15 protein-coding genes are annotated in these 20,940 nt (G+C 60.8%); 11 read left to right on the top strand and 4 right to left on the bottom strand.

Features of this window, described 5'->3' with window-relative positions; genetic code table 11:
- Positions 1-96 precede the first annotated feature (96 nt).
- Positions 97-753 (top strand): helix-turn-helix transcriptional regulator, encoded by a 657-nt coding sequence (locus ACPPVR_RS11850; protein ID WP_426614399.1) that lies wholly within the window; start codon positions 97-99, stop codon positions 751-753.
- A gap of 157 nt (positions 754-910) precedes the next feature.
- On the opposite strand, the gene ACPPVR_RS11845 is transcribed toward ACPPVR_RS11850, so the two are convergent.
- Together ACPPVR_RS11845 and ACPPVR_RS11840 are read right to left on the bottom strand one after the other, a co-directional pair.
- Positions 911-2,335 (bottom strand): HlyD family type I secretion periplasmic adaptor subunit, encoded by a 1,425-nt coding sequence (locus ACPPVR_RS11845; protein ID WP_426614398.1) that lies wholly within the window; start codon positions 2,333-2,335, stop codon positions 911-913.
- Positions 2,322-4,463 (bottom strand): type I secretion system permease/ATPase, encoded by a 2,142-nt coding sequence (locus ACPPVR_RS11840; RefSeq protein ID WP_426614397.1) that lies wholly within the window; start codon positions 4,461-4,463, stop codon positions 2,322-2,324. Before ACPPVR_RS11840 ends, ACPPVR_RS11845 begins: the two co-directional genes overlap by 14 nt.
- 868 nt (positions 4,464-5,331) lie before the next feature.
- Here ACPPVR_RS11840 and ACPPVR_RS11835 point away from each other — a divergent pair.
- The 7 genes from ACPPVR_RS11835 to ACPPVR_RS11805 all read left to right on the top strand — a co-directional run bounded on the left by ACPPVR_RS11835 (position 5,332) and on the right by ACPPVR_RS11805 (position 14,924).
- On the top strand, positions 5,332-6,540 hold the full coding sequence (locus ACPPVR_RS11835; protein WP_426614396.1) for a glycosyltransferase: 1,209 nt from the start codon (positions 5,332-5,334) through the stop codon (positions 6,538-6,540).
- A 47-nt stretch (positions 6,541-6,587) separates the two neighbouring features.
- Entirely contained in the window at positions 6,588-7,436 is an 849-nt protein-coding gene (locus ACPPVR_RS11830) for a hypothetical protein (RefSeq protein WP_426614395.1), read from the top strand.
- 215 nt (positions 7,437-7,651) lie between these two features.
- On the top strand, positions 7,652-9,058 hold the full coding sequence (locus tag ACPPVR_RS11825) for an O-antigen ligase family protein (RefSeq protein ID WP_426614394.1): 1,407 nt from the start codon (positions 7,652-7,654) through the stop codon (positions 9,056-9,058).
- A gap of 33 nt (positions 9,059-9,091) precedes the next feature.
- A complete protein-coding gene (locus ACPPVR_RS11820; RefSeq protein WP_426614393.1) occupies positions 9,092-11,077 on the top strand; it encodes a Wzz/FepE/Etk N-terminal domain-containing protein in 1,986 nt (661 codons plus the stop codon).
- Positions 11,074-12,603, top strand: a complete 1,530-nt coding sequence (locus tag ACPPVR_RS11815) for a hypothetical protein (protein WP_426614392.1) — start codon at positions 11,074-11,076, stop codon at positions 12,601-12,603. Before ACPPVR_RS11820 ends, ACPPVR_RS11815 begins: the two co-directional genes overlap by 4 nt.
- A 51-nt stretch (positions 12,604-12,654) precedes the next feature.
- Positions 12,655-13,482, top strand: coding sequence for a hypothetical protein (locus ACPPVR_RS11810; RefSeq protein ID WP_426614391.1), 828 nt, complete (start codon positions 12,655-12,657; stop codon positions 13,480-13,482).
- 59 nt (positions 13,483-13,541) lie between these two features.
- Positions 13,542-14,924, top strand: a complete 1,383-nt coding sequence (locus ACPPVR_RS11805) for a lipopolysaccharide biosynthesis protein (protein WP_426614390.1) — start codon at positions 13,542-13,544, stop codon at positions 14,922-14,924.
- A gap of 50 nt (positions 14,925-14,974) precedes the next feature.
- Here the strand turns inward: ACPPVR_RS11805 and ACPPVR_RS11800 are convergent, their stop codons facing one another.
- Entirely contained in the window at positions 14,975-15,487 is a 513-nt protein-coding gene (locus ACPPVR_RS11800) for a DsrE family protein (protein WP_426614389.1), read from the bottom strand.
- A gap of 272 nt (positions 15,488-15,759) precedes the next feature.
- Here ACPPVR_RS11800 and ACPPVR_RS11795 point away from each other — a divergent pair, with 272 nt between their 5' ends.
- The 3 genes from ACPPVR_RS11795 to ACPPVR_RS11785 are packed head-to-tail and all read left to right on the top strand — an operon-like array spanning position 15,760 to position 19,390.
- The gene (locus ACPPVR_RS11795; protein WP_426614388.1) at positions 15,760-17,709 is read left to right on the top strand and encodes a hypothetical protein; all 1,950 of its coding nucleotides are present in this window, start codon (positions 15,760-15,762) and stop codon (positions 17,707-17,709) included.
- 44 nt (positions 17,710-17,753) lie between these two features.
- On the top strand, positions 17,754-18,776 hold the full coding sequence (locus ACPPVR_RS11790; protein ID WP_426614387.1) for a TAXI family TRAP transporter solute-binding subunit: 1,023 nt from the start codon (positions 17,754-17,756) through the stop codon (positions 18,774-18,776).
- Positions 18,773-19,390, top strand: a complete 618-nt coding sequence (locus tag ACPPVR_RS11785) for a hypothetical protein (protein WP_426614386.1) — start codon at positions 18,773-18,775, stop codon at positions 19,388-19,390. The genes ACPPVR_RS11790 and ACPPVR_RS11785 overlap by 4 nt, the downstream gene beginning before the upstream one ends.
- Before the next feature lie 57 nt (positions 19,391-19,447).
- On the opposite strand, the gene ACPPVR_RS11780 is transcribed toward ACPPVR_RS11785, so the two are convergent.
- Positions 19,448-20,689: an HlyD family type I secretion periplasmic adaptor subunit gene (locus tag ACPPVR_RS11780; protein WP_426614385.1), complete on the bottom strand. Its 1,242-nt coding sequence runs from the start codon at positions 20,687-20,689 to the stop codon at positions 19,448-19,450.
- Positions 20,690-20,940 lie beyond the last annotated feature (251 nt).

Below are 20,940 nucleotides of genomic sequence, written 5' to 3'. Positions count from 1 at the left end.
ACCCGGATTCAACATTTACAAAGCGCCGGCCAATTGGAGAATGGTCGTCAGATATCGTTCATTTGAACGAGCCGGGAAATGAAAAGGGCGCATCGAATGCTGAACTTGACACAGAGCAGCTCGGTTGCATCGCGTTACCAATCCAAGGAATCCATCTTCAACATTTCCAACCGTGCTCCCCCAATCCTCTCCGACGACCGTCGGTTCGACGTGCGCGATGAAATGCACGCAGCCCTAGGCCGTATCGGCTGCGCGCACATCTTGCTCAAACACGGCCGTGTAGTCGAGGTGAGCCCGACGGGCCGCGCCATACTGGAGCGCCATTGTGGATCCGCGCTGGGTACAAAATCGCTGTCTGACGCTGTAAGGGAGATCGTAAAGCGCGCGGGTGTCGAAGTTCCCGCGGGTTCGATCGCGTGGCTGGCAACGTCCTCCCGCGATGGCATAACGAGCCTTGTCAATCAAACAGCCAATGTCTGGTCGGACGACACCTGCGCAATCGTCCTGGTCGACCTCGATGCTCGTCCGGAGCCGTCGCCCCGAACGCTGCAACGCTTGTTTGGCCTCACGACCGCGGAAATTCATGTCGCCATCGAATTGGCACGCGGCGGCAATCTGCTCGACATTTCCCGTGCTCAGCGGCTGAGCCGAACGACAATCCGTTCCCATCTCGCGTCGCTGTTCGTCAAGACACAGACGCGACGCCAGGTGGAGCTCGTCACCCTCTTGGGACGTATCGCCCTAATACCTTAACTACCTCAATTCCGTTTCCGACTACTCTGCTGCCGAGGGGCGCATCCAAACGATGATCGTCGTAAGGCCGCTATCCGGCGTGTTTCACCGGCACGCCCCGGGGCGCCGCCCGATGGCCAAAGAGGCTCGCTCCTCCATCCTCAGAGCGTCATGGCCGCTATCTCTCTCGCAATATTTCCTGATTGTAGCGCGTCAACGGTGAGAGCAGGTAGCTGATGATGCGTCGCGAACCCGTCCTGATCTCGACCGTCACCGCCATTCCGGGCGACAGTTGGACGGTCCGGCCCTCTACCTCCATCGAGGTACGGTCGAGGCTGACGCGGGCCGCGTAAATCAGCTCCTGCCCTTTCGGCTCGCTGGACGCAATCTCCGTTCCGCCGGATTGATCCCTCACTCCGTCCTCACGCCGGTCACGTATGATCGCATCCCGTGAAATGCTGAGCACCCGACCATTCAGCAGGCCATAGCGGGTAAAATTGAAAGTGTCGATCTTGATTGCGACGGTCTGCCCCGGAACGATAAAGCCAATATCTCGGTTCGATACCAGCGCCTCGATCTCGAAATCCGGATTCAAGGAAACCACGGCCGCCAGTGTTTGCGCCGGTGTAACCACGCCACCGATCGTGTGCACCGCCAACTGCTGCACCACCCCATCGACCGGCGAGGTGAGAATTTGCAGCTTCGCCTTTTGCTCCGCCTTGATCATGTCTTGGGCGAGACCGGCGGCCCGCTGTTCGGCCTTCGACAGATCGTCATAGAGCGCTCGCCGGAACTCCGCTTCCGCTTTGGATCTGGCCTGCGCGAGACTCGTCGTCGCGGCCTCCGCTTCGCGGAGCCGGCTCTGCTGGACCAGAACGTCATGCTGTTGGCCGACCAGTTCTTGAGCCTCGGTGAGATAGGTGATCTTGGACCCGATCGCCTTGTCGTAGAGATATTTGCGAACGCTCACACGCTCCTCGAGGAGGGGGATTGTTGCATCGAGTTTGGAGATCGTCGCCGCGATTGTCTCGCTCTCCGCCTTTTTCTGTCCCAACTGCCCATCGAGCTCCGACAGCCTCGTAATGTGCTCTGCCATCTGGCTGGCCAGGAACTGACGTTGCAGGTCGATCGCCTGCTGGCTGGCCCCTATCGGAGGGACGAGCGCCGCAATCGGATCGCCGGGTCCCAGCGCGGCGCGCAACCTGGCGATATCAAGCTGCGTAGCAACCAGGTCGCTCTTCACGTGATCGAGTTCGGCGGCAGTGATCGTTGGATCCAGTTCGATCAACACGTCACCCGCCTTGACTATCGCGCCGTCCCTGACGTGAATCGCGCGCACCACCCCTGTTTCCGCGGGCTGGATCACTTTGGTTCGGCCATTCACCACGATCTTGCCCGGCGCGGTCGCGACAACATCGACCTTGGAGAGCGTCGCCCAGACCATTGCGACGCAAAACAGCAAGATAATGATCATGCCTATGGCGCGGCCGACCGGCGACGGCGGCCTCTCGAGGACCTCCAGCGCGGCCGGGAGAAAGGCGGTCTCCTCTTCGCGGCGCCGGCGGCGATCGGGGAACGGAACGATGCTTCTAGCGATGGTCATTGATCCCTGCCTGGAGCAAGTGCAAGTTTGCATAGCGCCCGTTCGAGCGGATCAACTCATCATGGGTGCCGTCCTCGACGATCCGCCCGCGATCGATGGTGATGATCCGATTTGCTCGTCGTACCGTGGAAAGCCGGTGGGCAATGATAAACACGGTGCGCCTCTCGCAAATGCGTCGCATGTTGTCCTGGATGATGCGTTCGCTCTCATAGTCGAGGGCGCTGGTGGCCTCATCGAAAATCAAAATACGAGGATCATTGATGAGAGCGCGGGCAATTGCGATGCGCTGCCGCTGGCCACCCGAGAGGCTGCAGCCGCGCTCACCGACGATTGTATCGTAGCCCTCAGGCAGCTCGAGTATGAACTCATGTGCTCCGGCAAGGATGGCCGCATCAATGATCCGCTGCATCGGCATGGCGGAATCGGCAAGCGCGATGTTCTCGGCCACGGTTCGGTTGAAAAGCACGTCCTCCTGCAGAACGACGCCCACCTGCCGTCGGAGCCAGGCGGCATCGGTCAAGGCAAGATCGACACCATCGACGAGGACACGGCCACTTTCCGGCACGTACAGCCGCTCGAGAAGCTTGGTCAGCGTGCTCTTGCCCGAGCCGGACGGACCAACAATCCCCACGACCTGGCCTGCCGGAACATGGAATCCAATGTCGTGCAGCGTCTCAGGTCCGTCGGTGCGATAGCGAAATGTAACGTGATCGAATGTAACGGCGCCCGCAATCGGCGGGAGCACGGCGCGCCCTACGCCGACAGTCGGCTCCGGCCGCGTATTGAGGATATCACCTAACCGCTCGATCGAGAGACGAACCTGATGGAAGTCCTGCCAGATCTGGGCGATGCGCAAGACCGGCATGTTCACGCGGTTTGCCAGCATATTGAAGGCCACCAATTCACCGACGGTCAAGCTACCGTCGATCACCAGCTTCGCGCCGAAGAACAGGATCGCAACCGTCACCAGATGGCTCACCAATTGCACCGCCTGGCTTGCCATATTTCCAAGGCTCACGACGCGAAAGCTCGCGGAAACATAGGCGGCAAGCTGTTCCTCCCAGCGCCTGTTCATTTGGGGCTCGACGGCCAGGGCCTTCAGCGTTTGCACGCCCGTTATGCTCTCGACCAGGAAGGCCTGATTTTCTGCGCCGCGGCGGAATTTTTCATCCAACCGCTGACGGAACAGCGGAGTCGCAATGGCCGAAATGCCGATGTAGAACGGAAACGCTCCCAGAACGATCATCGTGAGCATCGGCGAGTAAACGAACATCACCGCAATGAAAACCGCGGTGAACATGAAATCGATAATGAAAGTCAGCGCGGAACTTGTCAGAAAGTTGCGGACATTTTCCAGCTCCTGAACGCGGGCTACCGAGTCGCCGACACGTCGGGTTTGGAAATACATGAGCGGCAATGACGCCAGATGGCGGTAGAGGCGGGCGCCCAACTCGACGTCGATGCGGTTGGTGGTATGAGAAAAGAGGTAAGTGCGTAACGCGCCCAGCACTGCCTCGAACACGGCGATCAAGGCCAGACCGATCACCAAGACTTCCAGCGTACTAATCCCGCGATGGACGAGCACCTTGTCGATGACCACCTGAAAGAATAGCGGGCTGACGAGGGCGAATACCTGGAGGAAGAAGGAAGCGAGCAGAACTTCTCCGAGCAGGTGGCGATATTTCTGAATGGCACCAAGAAACCAGGTGAAGTCGAATCGGCGAGACAGATCGGAAAGCGACGCCCTGCGCGCCATCAAGACCAGGCGCCCATCCCAGAGCGTCTCGAACTCAGCACGACTGAGTTTGCGCGGACGGGGGTCCGAGGGACACTGAACCAATACCTCGTCCCCGTCCGCCTTGCCGACCAGGAGGAAGCCGCCTTGATTAAGCACGGCGATCCCCGGCAACGGTATGCGCGCAAGACGCGCCCAACCGGTCTTGATCGTGCGCGCCTTGAGGCCGAAAGCCTTCGCACAGCGCACCATCTCCGTCACCCCGATGTGACGGGTACCTAATCGATGACAGAGTTGCTCCTCGTCCGCTGCAATGCCGTGCAACCTGAGCAACAAGACGAGGGCAAAGGACCCTGACTTCTCTGGAGACGCTACTTCCTGGATATCCCGCATGTGGTCCGCCAACATCTCACGATCAACGACATCAGATCTGGACTGCATCCCGAGTGGCCATCTATTGTGCTCGTCTCGCCCTCGATCCGGCGAGCGCTGGGTGCTCGTGAAAACACGGCTTGCAGTGAAGTCGCCTCCTGCGGTCGCGACTCTAACTCTGCTCACGGGATACCCGCGCGGCAAAAACGCAGTACACGTGCAGTTTCATTAGGCCCTAATGGGTAGCTCAGAAGCTCAGAAGCCCGCGCCGAGGCGGCGACATCGATAGGCTGCCGCTCGGCGTCGCAGCGGAAAACTCCGTGGCGGACAATGGCCCGGGCACAGAGACGAACTGCGAGGTAATCCAAAGGGGGTACCGGAAACGCGGGGCCGCATCATACGGCCCCACCCGCCGACCAAGCATCGATCGACCAACGCCTTATCGAATCCATTCTCGCCGCACACGCGCGATCCTCCTGGCGCAGCATAGCAACGCACGGCCGCCGATTGCGCGAGTGGATCGTGTAGTTACCCCTTTATTCAGATACGACCTCGAATGTGCTGTGATAATAGTGGATTCTCGACAACCCACTCGGTTGAATGGTGAATTCACGCTTCCCTGAGCGTGTCGGCGCTTTTGAGCGGATACCACATTGCGGTTTCCGATCGATGGATGGGCAGCGCGTCGTTCAAGTGTGCTGCCATCCAGCGGATGAATTAGTGAGATCCTGTCTTGGCCGACGGGCTACCGAGATTTGCCAAGGCGTGGGCGATATCGAATGCGGGAGCTTTGCGAATGTTGAAACCAGGGCGGGACGGCGATCATAGATACGGCTCTCACCTCCTTGATGACGATCCAGATGAAACATCGAGGGACCGACGCGATCCAGTGCAGCCCCATCTGCTCTATATCGGGGGCGAAGATCATCATCTTCGCATTCCGGCGATGTGCGCCCTGCGCGATCATGGCTTCCGCATAACAGCCGTCGCGAGCGGCGACCCAGCTCCATTTGCTCAGGCAGGCATCCGCTATCGAGACTTCCAGTTCAACCGGTTCGTAAATCCGCGGGCCGACTTGGCGGCCATCAAGAGCCTTGCGAAAATCCTGATCGAGGAGCGGCCCGATCTTGCGCAGAGCTTCGACACCAAACCCTCGATATTCCTGCCTTTGGCCGCGCGGAGCGCTCCTGATGTGTTGGCCATCCGTACGATTAATGGGCGCGCTTTTCTCTATTCTTCTCGCTCCCCGCTTGCCTTGACGCTACGTCCGGTCTACCGCGCGCTCCACAGGTTGGCGGCTCGCACCGCCGCCGCCACGGTATTTGAGATCAGTGACGACCGCGCGTTCTTCGAGCGTCACGGGATCGCTGGGAAGATGCCCGTTCTGATTCGCGGTGCCGGCGTCGATGTCGAGGGGTTCGATCGAGCACTGAGCTCGGGACCCTCGCCAGATCAGCTTCGCCGCGAGCTTGGGCTTGGCGACGCCGAAGTCGTCATTACCGTGACGCGGATGACCAGGCAGAAGGGCATTCCGGCGCTGCTCGACGCGGCCGCCCGGGTGCACGAGGTGCGTCCCGATGTACGCTTCCTGCTTGTCGGGCCGCGCGAATCCGAAGGACCCCTCGCCATCACGCAAGCTGAGATTGATCGGCATGCCCCCTATGTGAAGGCGATCGGGCCGAGATCGGACATCCCGGCTCTGCTCAGGCTGGCAAATGTATTCGCGTTTCCGACTGAGTACCGTGAAGGCGTGCCTCGGGTTCTCCTTGAGGCCGCACTCGCCGGCCTGCCAATCGTGACCACCACCATGCCGGGTTGCGCTGAGGTCATCCGCGATGGATGGAACGGATTGCTGGTGCCCCCGGGAGCGCCGCCCGTATTGGCCGCAAAGATTCTCCACCTGCTCGCCAATCGAGAGAAGGGCCTGGCCATGGCCGATCGCGCCGCCGAGTATGTCAGGAAGGAGTTCTCGCTCACAACTGTTGTCGATCGGCATGCTGCTCTCTACAGGCAGTTGATTGACCGTGCGCCCCCAGCCCGGTTCAAAGACGGGAGGTTGGCGTCGACGATTAAGGGGGACACATGCAGCGCCCTCTAGGGACTCATGCACGCGCCGCGTACGCCAGGTGGTGCGCGGTAGCGGCCGTGCTCGGGGCCAGTGCATTGCTCCTGCAAGGCTTCGTGTTCGAGACGCCGACGCGCGCGCAGGCCACGACCACCCTGCATTTCGCTTCCAACGGAAACTTCGACTCGGCCGGAAGCTATGTTCCCGGCTCTGCCGGTTTCAATCTTGCGGATGTCAGCAGCCTGGCGCAGCTGGAGTCTCTGCCGGACGGTGTGAGAGGCCTGGTGTGGGTCGGTCAATGCAACGGCGCGGATGCCAAATTCGTCGATACCGTCCGCCCGTTCATCGGCCACACGAAACTGTTCGGCTTCTATTTGATGGATGATCCGGATCCAACCGGACAACACTTCGCGCTTTGCACGGCTGACAATCTGAAGGCGGAGTCGGACTGGATCCATGCCAACGTGCCGGGGGCAAAGACCTTCATCCTGCTCATGACGATGACGTCGTCACGAACACCGTCTTTCAAGGACACCTACAACCCAGCCAACTCGCATGTCGATCTGTTTGGCATCGATCCCTACCCGTGCCGAACGGAGTTGAAGGGCTGCGATTACCGCCAGATCGATCGCTATGTCGCGGCGGCCGAGGCCGCTGGGGTGCCGCGCGACAAGATGGTCCCGGTCTACCAGACCTTCGGCGGCGGCCGCTGGATCAATGACGGCGGCGGCCGATACGTGATGCCGACCGCAAGTCAGATGCAGCTAATGTTGGCGCGCTGGGACGTGCTCATACCGACACCCGTTTTTGACTTCGCCTACAGCTGGGGAGCGCAGAATGGAGACTGGGCCCTCGCCGGCTCACCGGAATTGCAGGCAGCGTTCTTGAGCCGCAATCAAAACCCAATCGCTTTGAACCGAATGAATTGAAGTCCAATGGAAACCGCCCGAACGTGTCGCAACCGCAAAACATGCCAGCCGGGCGGCACTTATGCGCGCGTCAAGATAAGAACGACGGACATGAGGTCTGGACTCCTGCCTGCTGCCCCGCAAACCATGGCGACATTTCAGATCGTCACTCAAAGACTGCCCTCTTCGATCGAGCGGCGGTTACGGAATCGATCGACGCAGCGCGAGGTACGTCGATGATCCTGGACTTCCTGTTCGCATTTGGGCTGCTGCTGACGCCCGCCTCCCAATTGCGGATTGTGGGCTTGCCAGTCGGACCGGGCGAACTTTGTCTGTTCATCTGGGTCATCCTCGTACTCGGTCGCGAAGCAGCTCACCTTCGCCTGGTCCTGACGCCGGCTCTGTCTCGACTCCTGGTGTTCTGGTCGCTGTTTGTGCTTGCGCAGAGCCTCGGAACGTTGACGGCAAAGCTCATCGGCGACGAGCACGATTCCGAATGGTTCATGCACGATGTCATGGCCTATCCCCTGTTGGCCGCCATCAGTTGCCTGAGCGTGGTCGGGCCGCAACCCGGACCCAGGTTGCGTCGCATCACCTGGCTTTTGTGTGGATTCGGCACGCCGGTTGTGGTCGCACAGCTCGCCAACGCCTGGGGTTTCTACAGCATTCCTTCGGTCGATCCGCTATGGTGGGATCAATTCCGAGGCTGGTCGTCGAATCCGCATCAACTTGCAGTACTCTGCATGGTGCTTGGAATTCTATCGCTCCATCTTGCCGAAACGTCCACCAGGCTCGGCGCGAGGATTGGCGCTCTGGCCTGCGCCATCATCCCCGTCTACACGGGCCGGCTCACCGGGAGCGACTCGTTTACACTCATTCTTGTGCTCGCCGGCCCGATCTTCTTGGCGCTCAAGTGCCGCACCTTGCTGTTCTCGCGAGCACGGCAGATCAGCTTCCGGTCAGCGTTCGCCTGGATGATTGTGCTGGCGTTGCCCGGAGTCGTGATTTCGATCGCGCCGCTGGCCTACTCGATCGCGGTCGAAGCCAGGGACTTCGCCAAGTCGATGGCACGGGAAAACCCCGAGCAAACCAGGGAGAAGACGGAATTGCGATTTGAGCTTTGGAGCCAGGCCATCAGGCGGGGTGTCGAATCCGGCATGCTCGGCCTAGGCCCCGGTCCGCATCTCGAAATCCCGAACTCCATCGTCTCCGCGAGGAAAATGGATACGGTCCATCCCGAGTTTGTTGAGCACCCCAAGCCCTCGTTCGTGCCGAACTTCGAGGCGCACAATACGATGCTCGACCTTTTTACCCAGGGCGGGCTCCTGATCGTCCTAAGCTTCGTCTGGCTCGTGGTGACGGCTTTCAGGTCCGCCTACGCGACCGGTCAAGCAGCCTTGCCGACATTGCTGTGTGGCCTATGCATTTACGCCGTCGCCACCTTTCTGCTTCGGCATCCTATCTTCTGGTTTGTAATCGCAGTCTGCCTGACCGCAGAGCCGATGCCGGCGGACCAGCTACGATCGGTCGCCAGAGGCTACGTACTGCGCGGCCATGCTCGCCTCGCGAACGCATGGGGTCGCTCTCGTGCGCGCCCGCGACCCGCATATGGAGCGAGCCAACTGGGCTCGGGGTCGAGCTGACCGCGAGGATGGAGCGATGGCAGGGAGGTACGGATGCAGCTGATGGATAAGACGGGTCTCATCGCCGACAGCATACCATTGAGGTCCGACTTCGAAGGCGTGCGGCAAGACGACCAGACCACGATCGCGTCCGAACCGGGCGTCCTGCAAGTGATCGGGATCCTGCGTCGAAGGAGCAAGCTCATCCTCACCATCGCTGGTGTAGGAACGATGCTGGCAGGCATCGCCGGTCTGCTCATAACACCCAAATATACTGCGACCGCGCAGGTCGTTCAGGTTCAGGGCACCGCTTCCCTAGGTCCCGAGGCGCTCCAGCAGGCCGTCGACACTCAGGTGACGATGCTGACGTCTCCCTATCACTTGCGCCACGTTCTCGACAGCTTTCGGAACGATCCTCAGTTTCGTGGACTGGCGCCTGACGTCGAAGCGGATCCGGCCACTCCGCCGAAACCTGCTCAGGCTGAGACGAGCGAGGCCGGGCCGCTGGGCCTGAAGGAGCTCAAGCGGCGGCTTGGCGTCTGGATTGGACCGCTATTCCGGCACAAGCGAACCGACGCAGGCCTGCAATTTGACGATCTCCAGCGTCGTCTACAGGCCCTCCAGGAACGCCGCTCACGCATCATCAACGTAACCTTTCAGTGGACGACTCCCCAGAGGGCTGCCGACATCGTCAATCGAATCGTCGAACTCTACGTCCAGAGCAATGCCGAGCAGCAACGGGCCTATACCGCCAGCGAACTGGCTCGGATTGACCAACGGATTGCTACGGTCAAGGGCGACATCGAGCGGACTAGCGCGGCTCTGCAAAAGGCAATTCAGCGCCGCTCCGATGCGGGTCGCAGCGCCGGTAGCACGGAACAAGAAGCTGACCTTGATCCACGCGAGCTCGAGCGTCGGACCGCCGCCAGCGCGCAACTCTACGCAAGTCTTCTTCAGCGACAAAAGGAGATCCGCGAACAGGAAGAACTCGTCAACCCGGACGTAAGTATTCTCTCGCTTGCCTCTCCGCCGTCTCGGCCGAGCTCTCCGAATCCGATCCTGTTTATGCTTCCCGCTTTGATCGTCTCCTTGATTTGCGGGAGCTTCGTAGCTCTCGCACAAGAGCGCCTCGACAGTGGGCTGCGCAGCGAAAGAGAAGTCACCGATGCGTTCGAACTCTCCTGCATCGGCCTGGTACCCCGAATGCCGCCGAGCCAGTTGGCCCACTCCGTAAGTTACCTTCGGGGCGAGCCATTCTCCCCGTACGCGGAAGCACTTCGGTCAACGGTTGCGACGTTGCGGTTGGCCGAGCCAGGCCACGCGAAGGCGCTCCTGATCGGCTCCAGCATTCCTGGGGAAGGGAACACCACGCTCGCCCGGGGCCTCGCGGCTTATGTCGGCCTCCTCGGACGACGTGTGCTCCTGATCGGCATCGACCTTCCCGGAGGCATGAGCGCTGGCGAGTTCAACAACGGCGGCGAGCGACGAATCGTCGGTCTACAGAACCGGTCGCTCGCGGACTCGATCCGGCACATTCCGCAGGCCGGCTTCGACTACCTTCGGATACCCGGCTATCGGCTCGACCCAATGAGTGCAGTCGAACAGATGGCCGACCTTATCCGCCAGCTGCGCGAACGCTACGATTGCGTGATCATTGATGGTCCGCCTGTCCTCGCAGCCGTTGAGGCGCGATTGCTCCCGTCGATTGCCGACAAGTTTCTCTTCGTCGTCAAATGGGGGAGCACGAGGCGGGAGGTCGCTCAAAACGCCTTGGGCCTGCTTCGCAACTGCGGGCGCATCAAGAACGAGCGCGGCGATTTTGCGGCGGCCATCGTGACACAAGTCGATCTCAAGAGGCATGCGCAATATCGCTACGGGGATACGAGCGAATTCCTCGCCGGGGCCGCAGACGCGCCTCGCACCGGCATTGGTCAAAGGTGCCTCGCAATACCATCTGCCCTATATCAACGGATGCAGGAGGTCGGATTTCAAGTGCTGGACATTGTAAGATCATTCGGGCGGAAAGGGCACGAAGGATGAGACCGGATGCCCTGCACAGGACAGACTTGATCGGTGGCCCGGCCGCAGAGAGCGCGATCTTGCCGCTTGCTCTTATGGTCTTGAACGACTTCGATCGGCACGACATCACCTACTTCTACTGGAAGAGCAGCAATCGGATTTGCCGCGGCCTGACCGGCGACGGAGATCTCGATCTGGTTGTCGCGAAACGGGATCAGCATCGCGCTCAGGCGATCGTCCTAGAGCGCGGTCTCAAGTCCTTTCCTGCCGTCGCCTATCGGGACCATCCGTCGGTCTTGAGCTATCTCGGTTATGACGAACCGAGTGGCCGGATCGTGCATCTTCATCTGCACGTCCGACTGGTCGCGGGCGCCAGCCTGCTCAAGAACTACCACTTGCCGTGGGAGGAGGCCCTGGCGAGGCGAGCGATCGTTCATCCGGAGCTGCCGATCCGTATGTTGGAGCCTGCAGACGAGGCATTGCTTTTGATTGTACGCGGGTGCCTCGAACTGAGGCGATCGGATCCTGTCGTGCTGCGCAACTGGCGGGCAATGACACGCAAATTCGCACTTGATCGCGCAGAGCTCGCCGATCAGATTCCACGCGCTGCGCTCAGAAAGCGAGCGGCAGAACTCCTGGGCGACGATCTGGCCGACATGGTTGCAGACGCCCTTTATTGCCAGACCGCGCTGGAGCATCAGCGACATTTGCGGCGGCGTATCCGAAAGCACCTGGCGCCGCATCGTACCTACAACGATCTTGAGGCAGGACTGCGAGGTCTGATACGCGCCACGCACCTCGTCGCTGGTTACCTAAACAAACGCATTATCTGGGCACCCCGGCCGTGGAGCCGACGGGCCCCAGGTGGTGGGCACGTTGTGGCCGTCATCGGCGTCGACGGAAGTGGGAAATCAACCATCGTCGCGACAATTCGGCAGTGGCTAGGCCAGGAAATGGATGTCATTCCGATCTATTTCGGTACCGGGGCAGGACGTCCTTCGCTCATATTATGGCCGCTCAAGCTGATGGTGCCTCTGATCACGCCGTTGTTCAAAACCAAGCCCAAAGGCTCATCGCATGGCAAGATCTCGGGTCGCCCCCCGGGCCGATTATACAGTGCTCTCCTGGCGATTTGGGCGACCGCCACTGCCATCGAAAAGCGGACCAAGCTGTCGGCGGCGCATCGCGGAGCCCGCCGCGGCCTTGTCGTAGTCACGGATCGATACCCGCAGAACGAAATCGCCGGCTTCAACGAAGGTCCGCTGATGCCGCGCCTGATCGGGATCCCTCTCTGGCTACGTCGATTTGAGGCTAAAACCTATTCCCTTGCCGCGCGCCTTCCACCGGATATCGTCATCAAGCTGGTCGTGCCGCCGGAGGTTTGCGCCAAACGCGAACCCGACATGGATCCTGCCGTCATTACGCAGCGTATCGCGGCCATCCCGCGACTGGCGTTTTCCGGCGCGCGCGTGGTCTCGATCGACGCCCAACAGCCTCTAACCGACGTCATTCGCGCGGTGAAGAAGGAGGTGTGGCGAATACTTTAGCGCGAACGAGAAACGGTCCAATTCAATCAGTTCATTTGTCTGGATACGAATATGATCATCGAATTTTTCGGTCCTCCAGGCGCCGGCAAGACTACTCTTGCACGTACTCTTGCGGCACGTCTGCGTGAACGTAACTACACCGTGGACCTCATACTCAGCCATCGGCCGGCGGAGCGTTGGCCGAACGAGAACGTCAAATCATCGACATCGGCCCTTCGGAAGATATCGTTCGCGGCACGGCGCTTGACGCGTCCGTTGGCGGAGTTGGCGTCAATGATGCTCCGACCGCGGGGGATTTCACGCGATCTCGGGACAGCGTTGGGCCTGATCAAGATCCTTCCACCGTCCAGCGCGCTCTCTTCGCTCCGGCTGCTGCAATATATGTCCAGATTGTCGCATGCATGGTTTCGCAGATCTGCGATTGCGCACATCGTCTTGTTCGACCAAGCGTTCGTCCAGGCGATTTGCTCTTTGACACTCCTCTGCGGCATCGCAGACGAGGCATTGATCTCGTATGCGCTGGACTTTGTCCCCGAACCAGACCTCCTGATTCGCCTCGACGCACCGACCAAGCTCCTCGAGGAGCGGCTCCGCGACCGACATCATCTCGGGGGCAAGATCGAACGGCTGCTCGAGCTGGACGTGGAGACCAGCCTCAACTCACGCAACGTCGTCGATCTCCTGCACAAATTGCTGCGCAGGAAAGGCCGAAACGTCGTGAGCATCTCGTCGCTCAATCAAGCGTCTCTCGCCGCGGCCGTCGAACAGATGGAACGGCAGATCGTGAGCATCGTTGAGCAACACAAGCGCGGCACGATCAAACCGGAACATGTTGAGGCGGACATCTCAGGCCATTCCCTGTTGAATCATTTTCCTTAAATCATTTTTCGACCCGGATTTTACGCGCTGGATAAAGCCAGGGCTGCAAGGACAATAAAATGAACATGCATGAGCGCGGCGTCGGTAACGCGCGGATCAGACGAGTGGTAGTCGGAGGAGCTGCAGCATTCTCTATCTATGTTGCCAGTGCTGGCGTAACTGCCTGTGCGCAGCTCTTGCTAGCCAGAATTGTCGGCGCTCACACCTACGGCGTCTACGCCTATGTCATCGCCTGGATAACCATTCTCGCATATTTCTGCGCGCTCGGTTTCGACATCGCACTGCTGCGCTTCGTGTCCGCATATCAGACCATGGGAGCCAGCAACCTTGCACGAGGCGTCATCCAATACGCGGAGCGACGTTCCCTTGCGATAAGCCTTTTGGTCGCATTCATCGGGGCGGGCATTGTCGACATCTGGCCCAGGCCGTTCTCGACGGAATTGACAAATGCCTTTCTGGTTGGCTTCGTTCTCATTCCCATTCTGCCGCTGTTATGGATACGCTGCTCGGTCGTCCGCGCTTTTGGTGGCGTTGTGCCGGCACTTATACCCGACCGCGTGGTGCGGGACGGATTGCTTGTGATCCTTGTCGTCGTGGCCGGTCTTTTGCTCGGATCGCGCATCGAGGCACAGGGAATCATGATGGCGACCGTCGTTGGCGCCGTTGTCGGGCTCGTGCTCGCCAGCCAAGCCGTTCGTAGATTGTGCCCGGACGCAATCAGAGCGGCGGAGCCCCAATATGCGCCCTCAAGTTGGCGGCAGACCGCCGTGCCGTTCATGATCATCGCGGGGGCAGAAGCTCTCCTCAACCGCGCCGGCGTGGTGCTGCTCGGTTGGTTCGGAGACACCAGAGAGGCCGGAATATATAGCCTGGTCTTCAACATCGCATTCCTGGTGGCATTGCCCCGCACTGCGATCAACACCCTGTTCGCACCGACCATCTCAAGCCTGTTCACGAGGAACGACCGGGTGACCTTGCAGGCACTCGTGACCAAGGCCGCTTTATGGACCCTCTGTACCGCGGTGGGCATCGCGCTCGGGTTGGCCATCGTGGCCGAGCCGCTTCTCTCCTGGTTCGGCGAGGATTTTGTGGCTGGCGCCCCCGCCCTGCACATCCTCCTCTTGGGGCAGGTAATTTCAGCGGCGTTCGGATCTTTGCTGCTCATCATGACGATGACCGAGCACGAACGGGCGGCTGCCGTTCTGCTGACCCTGAGCGCTGCGACCAACATCCTCGTCAGCGTCGCACTCATCTACTGGCTTGGACTGACCGGCGCTGCGATCGCCAGCTCGGCCGCGTTGATCATCTGGCACATCGCCATGGCTTTCTTCGTTTTCCGGTCTCTGCGACTGCTGCCCGGTGTCCTTGCGGTATTCGTGCCTAACCGCAAGGAAAAAGCCACGGCGCGACCGGAAGTCCGTGCGGAGGCGCCGTCCGGTTGAGATTTCGTACCTCGCCGGCGCACCACAACGACGCGACGGCCGAGCCCGTTTCAGGGGCGCAGGTAGCTCCAGCCCTGCTCCTGCAGCTCCATCAGCCGAACCACGCCGGATTTGGTGACCTTCGCCTGCGATATAAGTGGAATCTCCTTTGCTTCAGTCTTCGCCATATTTTCCTTGGTATTTCCGCATGCGGAGAACGAGACCTCGGGCATGGTCTCGCTCATGGACTTGATGCGTGCCTTCACCGGCGAGGTATCGTCTCGCAGCATGTGCAACCCTGGTCCGAATGCCACCAGCTCGACCTCGACCTTCTGACCGATTTCGGAGTAGTGCTGAACCGTGTTGCTGACGTTGTTCAACGCGAGGTTCATGAGCGCCGGATCATTGACGTCGACCTGGACGACGAGCCGGTGCGACTGCGCTCGCTTGGGACTGACGATCATCTTGGCATTAGCGTTCAGCTTAAGGCTTCCAGCTTGAGAAGCATAAGTAGTCTGGATCGCGCTCACCAGAAACGCGCCAGTGAAGGTCAGACTGGCGAAAACGACGATTGTCTTGTTCATGCTGTCTTCCCCTGAATTGTGCGGAACACGCGCAGCCTAGGCTGGCCCGTCCAATCTGTTGCGAGCGGCTGCGCTGGTCAAGGAATGCACAGCAGCAGCGCAGACGATCTACTTTATTCCCGGAACGGCGCGCCTCTACCTCCTTTTGGCTACCTATACTGCCACATCGACAGAGCGCCAACCGAGGCGGTGTCATTGATGACGCCCAACGACAAGATGACTAGGGCCAGATCTGAGCTGTCACGATGGGGTTACAGGAAATTGCGCACGAAATGATTGTCTCGCTGAGCGGCGTTCCCCGTCCTCTCCGACAGGGCCGATCGCTTGGCGGTGATTTCGCGCGGACAGCTGCTGCGGCGACATTCCTCCTGGCACTCTGTGTCGGATTGGCGCATGGCGGCCCGCTCGACACTATCGAGTTCGACGTTCCGGCAGTCGACGCCGAACGGATCAGGCAGCACCAGGCGCTTGAACAGGAGCGTGATCGAGCCGACAGGCTCGCACGTGAACTGGCAAGTGTCCGAGCAGAGCTCGATGCCGTCCAACTCGATCGCGCGCATGCGATTGGAGCCATTGAGCTGGGGATCAGGCAAACTCACGCCCTTGAGCTGGAACGGGACAAGGTGAACAATCTCGCGCGAGACCTCTCGTTCCTCAGGGCGGAGCTCGCCACGGCCCGGATCGCAGCCTCAAAGGCGATGCAGATCTCCGCAGCGGAACCCAAGCAAGAGCCGATAGTCGCACCTGGAAGCGGCAAAGACAGCGCCGCGGCCGAGCTTGCGTCGCTCCGATCGGACCTCGACGTCGCGCGGAGCGCCGAGACAGAAGCCACAAAGGCCATCGCCGCAGAGGTTGCGCAGAAGGAAGCTCTTGAGCGTGAGTTGAAGCAGCATCGCGAAAAATCCGCCGCGCTCGCCACCGAGCTGACTTCCTTTAAGACTGAGCTCGAAACCGCACGGGCGGCAGCTTCCGAAGCCTCCAAAACTGCCGCTGCCGAGGCCGCGCAAACAGAAGCCATGAAGCGGGAATTGAAGCTACAACGCGACAAGGCGGATGCCGCTGCCTCCGAACTGGGTGCCCTGCGGACGGCGGCCAACACAACTCGAACCGAGGCCTCAGACGGCGCGAAAGCAACCGCCGAAGAGAAGCTCGCCCTGGAGAAAGAACTCGCGCAACAGCGAGATCGAGCAGATGCCGCCGTGAAGCAGCTCACCTCCGTCCAAGCCGAGTTCGAGGCCGCGCAAGCCGCCGCTATGAAGGCCAGCAAAGCCGAGACCGAGCTGAGGCAGACGCAGGAACGCGAGCTGGGCCAGCAGCGAGACAGAGTAGACGCGCTCGCACGCGAAACGGTGTCGCTGACGAACCAACGTGATGATGCGCGTTCCGCCGCCGGAGACGCCGCGCGGGCCACCGATGCCGCCCAGGCCGAGAACAAGAAGGCAGCGATCAGACAGAGGGACAAGAGCGAAGCTCTCCTTCGCGAACTGGCCTCTGCGCAGAAAGAGGTCGAGGAACGTTCCGCGGGCCTCGCCGCTGCCTATGCCGAAATCCTCAGGGTCACGGAACTCAACGCGACGGCCGCGAAGCAGAACGATGCCCTCGCCAGTGAGCGCAAGCGCGCCGACGGTCTCGCACGCGAGCTTGCGTCGGCCAGGGCGCAGGTCGAGGAAGCCAATGGAAAACTGGCAGCAACAAACGCTTCCACAGGCCGGCCGCCGGAACAGACTGCGCAGGAGCGTGCGCCCGATCTCGCTCCTAACGGCGAGGGAGGGGGTCGCTCGCGCGAGCAGGACACCGCTTGGACGGTCACCTCCAACCCACAACCTCCCTCGAAACTTGGCTCATCGACATTGCAGGCGCAAACGCCGAATCGCGACGCGCCCGCAGATCCGGGTTCGAAGGTCGCCGCGGCATCGGAGCGCTCCGCTCCGGCAAGCGCGACGCCCCGCGCCCTCGCAGACGAGCAGAGGCTGCTTGCGCGGGCGACTGCGTTACTCCGGCAGGTCGACATCAGCAGCGCTCGCCAGTTGCTGGAGTTGGCTCTTGCCCGTGGCAGCGCGCAGGCCGCCTTCATGCTCGCGGAGACCTATGATCCGCCCGTGCTGGAATCGTGGCATGCACGCGGAGTCGCGGGCGATCGGACCAAGGCACGCGACTTGTATCAAAGAGCAAAGGCCGGCGGCATTGACGATGCAGAGGAGCGCATCAAGGCGCTGAATTAGCGCCGCACCAGATCTCGAAGCAGCCAGACGACGGAGAACGACACATGCGCATGATCAAGTTGGCGCCGGCAGTTTTATCGGCGCTGGTCGGGCTGCAGATGGCGGCGAACGCCCAGTCTGTCAGGACACCCGCAACGCCGGTCGTGGCACCGGCAAAGAACGCCGACATGATCGCAAAAGAGCGCATTAATGCCTGGACCGTCGGGCTTGCAGGCGGTCTCATCGAGGGTGCTCCGCTTCGACTTGCGGCGGAGATCGCCCGCGTCGTCAACGAAGAAGACAAGCTCCACGTCATCCCGATCGTGACGACCGGCGCGACGGAGAACGTCAATGCTCTACTTTATCTGCGGGGGGTGGATGCGGCGATCATCAATACGGACGCCCTCGACGAGTACAAGGCCCAGGTCCCGTCGATCGACCGGCGCATCGTCTACATTCTCAATCTTTTTCCTGCCGAACTGCACGTCTTCGTGCGCCCCGAGATCAAGTCGCTCGATGACCTCAAGGGTAAGAAGGTCAATTTCAATACGCAAGGAACAGCAGCCGCCTATTCCGGTCCGCTGATCTTCAGCCGGCTAGGGCTGAACGTCGAGAAGATGTTCATTCCCCATCAGGTCGCATTGCAGCAGATGAAGAGCGGGGAAATCGCGGCGGTTGTGTTCATCACATCGAAGCCGGTCGATGCCTTTTTGAAGGGACGTTGGGAGCCCGGGTACAAGTTTCTGCCAGTCGAGTACGACTCGCGGTTCGAGGACTACTATCTGCCGTCTGCGATCAACTCGGCGGACTATCCGAGCCTCGTGCCGCAGGGGGAACGCATCTCGACTATCGCCGTTCCTACCATTCTCGCGAGCTACAATTGGCCGAAACAATCCGACCGCTACGTGCGCATGGCCCGCTTCGTGGATCAGTTGTTCGGCCGGCTCGACCGGCTGCAGTCCCCCGGCTTCGATCCGAAATGGAAAGACGTGAGCCTCCGCGCCAACGTGCCCGGCCTCGCCCGGTTCGGCCCAGCACAGGAATGGCTCGATCGCTCACAGGGCGCGACGGTGGGACTGTCTCGATGAAGGGCATAGGTGCGGTGGCTTTGATTACGTTAGCAATCCTGGGCCCACCGACCTGCGCACAGGCGGACGATGCCACCGACCAGTTGAAGAAATGTGCCCGGCTTGAAGGAATGGAACGCCTGAAATGCGTCGATGAGTTGCTTGGAGAGGCAGCAGAACCGACCACCCCGGCACAGCTGGGGCAGGGCTGGATCATCAGCGAGACGACTTCACCGGTGGACTACAAGCCACAGATCGAGGCGCAGACCATGGGACGCCCAGCGACAAAGGAATCGCCCTCCTCGTTCTCCATCCACTGTCGCGCCAGTCGGACCGAGCTGATGATATCCACCTCGCCCTCCTGGAAGCCACCCCCTGACAGCGTCGTGAAGGTCGTGTACCAGATCAACGACCAGCCATCCGTCGAAGAGCGGTGGCGCACTACAGAAGGCGGCAAAAGCCTTGCCTTTCAGGGTGACGTCGTTCGACTGTTGCGCTCAATGCCGGAGGGCGGCCAGCTCCTGATCAGGGTTTACGCGGGAAAGGCTCTGCCATACGAAAGCACGTTTCAGTTGACCGGCCTGGATTCGGTTCGACGCAAGCTCGCGAAAGCCTGCAACTGGCCGAACTCCTGAGCAACCTCCCCATCTGACCAAAGACCGGTCCGCTTGTTCAATCGCTCCTTGAGCCAGCTAGTTTTCCCGCATGCCGCGCCGTACCGCGTCCGTCATCGGTTGCGTCAGATAGGCCAGAACAGTGCGTTCGCCGGTGGCGATCAGAACGTCGGCCATCATCCCGGGCTTGAGCTTTTCGCGTATCTTCTCGGGAAATTGCGCCACCTGCACCGAGACCTTGACCTCATAGTAAGGTTGATGCGTCGCTTCATCGCGAACCGCATCAGCTGCGATCGAGAGAACTTCGCCGACGGCGATCGGAGTGGAGCGCGCCTTGAACGAAGGAAGCCGGATTTCCGTGGGCAGCCCGACCTGTACATGATTGATGTCAAGGGACGAGACCCTTGCCGCCACCACGAGCACATCATTGTCGGGCACGACCTCCATCAGCACGTCGCCGGGCTTGATCACGGCACCAACGGTGTGGACTTTCAAATTCACGATACGTCCGGAGCGCGGCGCGCGCACGTCCATCCGGGTCAGAATGTCAGCGGCGACCCGCAGCTTCTCGCGCGCATCGCCAAGTTGCGCCCTCGTCTCAGCCAGCTTGGCAGTCGCTTCCTCCAGGACCTTCTGTCCGACCTGGTCGATCTGCAGCCGCGACTCGTCGATGACGCGTCCATAGCGGGCGATGTCGGCCTCGTAGGCGCCGATCTTTCCGTCGAGCTCGGCTTTGCTGCGCTCGAGAGTAGCGACACGTGCGAAAGCAACGATTCCCTGATCGGCGAGCGGCTTGAGCTTGGCGTATTCCTGGCTCACACTATCGAACTGCGCGCGCGACGCCTTGCTTTGCGCATTGCTTCCCTCGATCTGGCGCTGCGCCTGCGCGATACGCTCTTCAAGGATCGATATCTCGATTTTTCGTGCAGCGCGTCGTTCGTCGAAGCGCCGCTTCTGATCGCCCATCGCACGTTGCGCCGATGGATCCGAGGCCGTCTGAGCCAGCTCGGCGGGGAACGTGATCTTGTTGCTCCCGTCGGCTTCGGCCTGGAGGCGCGCCTCCTCGGCGACCGCCGAATAAACAGCCGAGCGCGCAATCTCCTCTTTCGCCCGTTCCTGAGTTGGATCGAGCCGCAACAGGACTTGTCCTTCTGCGACATGAGCGTCGCCGGTCACCATCAGACTTTGAACGATGCCGCCCTCAAGGTGCTGCACGGCCTTCTTGTCGCTCTCGACCACGACCGAGCCCGTGGCCACCACGGCGCCATCGATCGAGGCCAGGGCGGCCCAACCGCCAAACACGACGAATGTGACGAACACGATGGCGAAGCCCCGCCTCGCTGGAGTGTGCCAATCGCCGGACGGGCCACCAGGGTCTCGCCCCGAGCCCCAATGCGAAAGCATCGGTCCAATGGCCTTCGCAAGACGAGGAAGCCGCCTTGCCAGTGACCGCAAGTTGGCGATGGCGTCGGGCAGGATGTGGCTCGCGCGAGGCTTATCGCTCGCGCTCAAGCGCTTGAGAAGCGCAGTAAATTCACGTTGAGGCGTGTTCTCTTTGACCGACATCATGT

The sequence above is a fragment of the Bradyrhizobium sp. McL0616 genome (assembly GCF_049993385.1).
Classification (GTDB): Bacteria; Pseudomonadota; Alphaproteobacteria; order Rhizobiales; family Xanthobacteraceae; genus Bradyrhizobium.
Note: the sequence above shows the minus strand (reverse complement) of the source record. Positions and strands in the feature narration are given on the sequence as shown.